Below are 4,165 nucleotides of genomic sequence, written 5' to 3' on the forward strand. Positions count from 1 at the left end.
GATTCCCTTTATATTTTAGTTCTTTTGTGCTCTTCCTCAATATTGAACACCAGTATTGAACAGGAGGGGCAGATCATGGTCGATTTCCAGCTTCCGCTTCCGGGACTTGCTCGTGATTTCAATGAGCTGACGAAACAAGAGAAAGATTTCATCGCCTATTTTTCCGCCATCGACATGAATTCCATCTCCCCGGTAGTCGATTGTTACACCGGTATCGGTCCGAAAGGATACAACGTTTTTCTGATCTTGGCACGGATCATCAAGATCAAAGAACGCATCCTGTCGGATCGGCAGTTGGCCGAAGTTCTCAAAAAGAACGATCTATACCGGTTCGTCACCAGAGATATCCAGCCAGCCCACAACACCTTCAATACCTTGAGAAAACGTCTCGGACCGGAGGGTTTTGTGGAAATCCACAAGCGGTTCGTTCTCAAGGCCCATGCCCTGGGTCTGCTGGAGCCGGAAATTCCGGATCTGCCAAAGCATAGGGAAAAGGGAATCATCCTGGTTGGCGATTCCACATTCCTGATCACCTGCGGTTCTACCAAAGGCGAAAGGGATAACCAAGGGCGCTGGCGATTCAAGGACGAGAGCGTTGCCTTTGGGAAAGGGCATCACGCCCACAAGTATCCAGTGGGCCACAAAGCACACAGCGTCAGAACCGTCAACGGCGTCCCCATGGCAACCATCATTACCGCGGCCAGCGTGTACGATCAGAACGCTATTCTTCCCCTGCTCGACGAACTGAAGGGGCGCTACCCCGACCTTCCGTTCGCTTACATCATTCTGGACAGGGGGTATGACGCCGAGGAGATTCACCAGGATATCTATGAACAATTCGATATCATTCCGATCATCATCCGGAAGAAGATGGTTTATCCTGAAGGATTCACAACAGACGGTTTCCCACTTTGTCCTTGGGGAACGCCCATGAAACCAAAGGGCATCGAATATGATAGAAAAAGGACAAAATACGCCTGCTTCAAGGCGTGTCAGGAATCAGAGCAGTTGCTTCCTCTATGCGATTATTTGAAAGAGCAGTACCGCTTCGGGTACATAGGTCACACGTACTTCACCCACGGATATCGAAAATTTGGACCGGCGTTACCGCACAACACCATCTATCAGAAACTGAAACCTCTCCGCACCGGGATCGAAAGAACCTTCGGTCTGGTGAAGGAAAACAGGTACCGCATGGAAGAGACCAACTTTTACAAAGGCATTGACAACGTGACCATCCATGCCGTTGAACATGATATCGTCCTCACCCAGGATATTATCTTTGACTACCTCACGACCGGGAAGAAAAGCCCGGCCCTGAAATTGAATTATTGAACAGGCTTAATTCTACTCCGACATATATTTAATTATGATCAGATCAGCATCCTCATCAGGTACAAAGCGATTTGATGCCGGACATCGGGCAGAGAGGATTTTTGTTTCAATATTCTTTGCCTATCCCGCCAGCGCTCCGAGGAACGAACGGGGCATTGGCGATCTTTCCACGATTCCAAAACATTTGGTTTCATGGGGAAAGACTGCTTTGTATTCTTCCCATTCTCCGATACCACAGGTTCTGCTGTTCGCGTTTTTTTTCCTGTATGCGCTGGAGCGTCAGATAACCAAAAGCAAGGATGACCAGCAGCACATGCCGTCGCCAGCCGGTCCAGCTTCTGCCCTCGTGATGATCCAAACCCAGTTCTTCCTTCAACTGCTGGTAGCCCTGCTCAATCCAAAACCGTTCGTGAAAGAGACGAACCATCTCCAAAGTCGGCATGTCCTGGGGCATATTGCTGAAGAAGTACCGGAGCTCATATTCCCCGTCATCTTTCTTTCTTCTCTCAATGATCAGCCAGACTTCCTCATGAGCGGTTCCTTTCCGATAGCCTTGCGCGGGGAATACCCTTCTGGATACCGCCTCAATCACCAGGGGTTTATTCAGACAATCTCTCCGGATCTCCAGATGCTCCCAGTCTCCTTCAGCGACACATTTTCCCAGTTCGGAGATCTTGACCGGCAAGGGATTCGTCTCGATGAGCTTCGGGGTTTTTCTCTTTCTTCCTCTCTTTTTTTCCTGGGGCTCGGGTTGAACAAAAACCGGAGACTCCAGAAAAACCTGTGTATCCGAATAAATGCCGGCGATGTAGCGCTCTTGCCTGTCGTCGAGTCCCTGGCGAAAATCCGTGATATCTCCATACCAACTGTCTGCCACCACCGCCCGGTGAGGCGCCCCATCCGATCGGGCCTGATCAATCAAGTCCAGCGCCATTTGCCACTTCGCCCGGTAATGGACATCCGCCGGCATGTAGGTCTTCTTGCGCATGTCGACACACTCCGGATCATCCGGATTATCCCAGGACTGAGGAACAAAAAGCTCCATCGCGTATGGCCAGGCGAACTCTTGACCCACGTAAGTCAAACTGACGCCAATCTGGCAGTTGTCCACTTTCCCCAGAGATCCGCAATACTGCCGGGCCACACAGACACTATGGCGGCCTTTCTTCGGAAATCCCGTATCATCAATAAGAAATACTCCCTGGGGATCGGCGGTCTCCGCAAGCATCCGTCTCCTGTATTCGCCAAATGCGCCGTCACGGTCCCACTTTACCTCCGTCAACAACCTCTGCATCCCCCTTTCCGAGGCGTGGACCTTTTCCGACATCGGCTCGACAGACTTCCTGTCCCCATCCATCATCAGCCCGACGACATAACATTGCGCCAGATCTCTGGCTTCCGCTCTCTTAATGTACGGAGAATACAGCGCCATGTAGTCGTCTATCCCGATAAATACCGTTTCTTTTTCCATGATGGCTGCATATCACACCCACCACAACATTGCAAGATAATATGTCGGAGTAGAATTAAATAGGCGCTGTCCCTATTTATTAGCAAAGTCCTGTGAAAAAATGGGCATGAGATCAGGGCTCTTTTCGATGGAGCTCGGTCCGGCGAGAGGGAGGGAGGCCCATGATGATACAGCTCCGCTCTCTCGATTACAGCCGGCGGCAACCGCGGTCGCGACGCCGTCCTTGGCGCATGATGATACAGTGCCACCCTCCGGATTACAAGGGGCGAAAGTGATGTTTGAAGCGTTGGCAGACAAAACGATAGCTTTCTAGTATAAATAAATATACACGTCAACCCCCAAAAACGGGAAATTGAGCGATTCCGGGCCGCGCCCCGGACCGCGCCTTTTAATGATTTGAATTAATTAGGATTAATCAGGAACAATAAATAGGGACAGCGCCCTATTTTTCCCTATTTTTCGGGGGGGATGAAATAAATGGGCGCTGTCCCTATTTTTTAAAAAAAGGGGGTTGACCTCGAACGGTCAACCCTCCGATTGAATTCCGTTTCGCCCGCTAATGACCGTGCATGCGTTCCTTGGCTGCATCATGCCTGACGGCCGGCCGGCCGGATTCTTCACCGTGTTCGTTGTGCGGCCCTTTGCCCGTTGCAATGAGATGGAGGCGCTCCACATAGTGTGTGAATTCGACATACGCCTTGACAAACTCCCGCCCCTGTTCGACGCTGTCGTCCTTGTGTATGAAAGTAGCCGCGGCATGCTCGTAACGTTCCTTTATACCGGCAGCAACATCGTCTGTGACCATTTCCACCAACGCATCAGAAGAACCGCTTGCCAGAGCTATATCCGCTTCGATAATTGATGGTTCGACCTGACCGGCCGGCTTTAGGCCTGTAAAGGGCGCTCCTTCGCCGGCGCGATGGATTTTAACAAGCGTTGCAAAGAACTGATTTTCCGCTGCTTCGGCATTTTTTTTGCCCTTGGCATTGAGTGCCCTGGCAAAAGACGCGCGAACAACTTTTTCATCCTTTTGCCTCACCCACTTGAGCACAGGCGCAACATCCCCGGCATCCAGCGCCTCGCGAGCATCCTGAATAACGGGTCCATCTAAAGTATCGCAATGAGCGGCGGCATAACTCCAGATTCCGAACATCATTATCGTGATAACGGAGACCGCCAAAAACATCCGAACGATTAATGAATTTACTTTCATGGCCATGTTCCTCCTTTATGAATTTTTTAAGTTGTTTGGCTCCTCGCTAAAATGTATGGGTAACCAGATTCGAGATATGATAGAGATCCGTCATCAAGAGATGAAGGAGGTTGATGCGGATCATCATGAGAGACACGGATTTATTT

General features: G+C 50.5%; 2 protein-coding genes and 1 pseudogene. 1 reads left to right on the top strand and 2 read right to left on the bottom strand.

The genetic code is table 11. The features are described 5' to 3' along the window. Positions 1–1,335 (top strand): transposase (locus PHO67_08925; protein MDD5547260.1); only part of this gene is annotated, 1,335 nt, incomplete at its 5' end. Positions 1,336–1,582: 247 nt separating this feature from the next. Here PHO67_08925 and PHO67_08930 read toward each other — a convergent pair. Beyond that, a pseudogene (locus PHO67_08930) lies at positions 1,583–2,806 on the bottom strand (IS701 family transposase). Positions 2,807–3,362: 556 nt separating this feature from the next. Then, positions 3,363–3,992, bottom strand: coding sequence for a DUF6448 family protein (locus PHO67_08935; protein ID MDD5547261.1), 630 nt, complete (start codon positions 3,990–3,992; stop codon positions 3,363–3,365). Positions 3,993–4,165: the final 173 nt, after the last annotated feature.

The sequence above is a fragment of the Candidatus Omnitrophota bacterium genome (assembly GCA_028716565.1).
In the GTDB taxonomy this organism is placed as follows: domain Bacteria; phylum Omnitrophota; class Gorgyraeia; order Pluralincolimonadales; family Pluralincolimonadaceae; genus Pluralincolimonas.

Coding starts and splice junctions, on each gene's coding strand:
- PHO67_08935 (MDD5547261.1), bottom strand. CDS start 3,992: ATGTTTTTGGCGGTCTCCGTTATCACGATAATGATGTTCGGAATCTGG.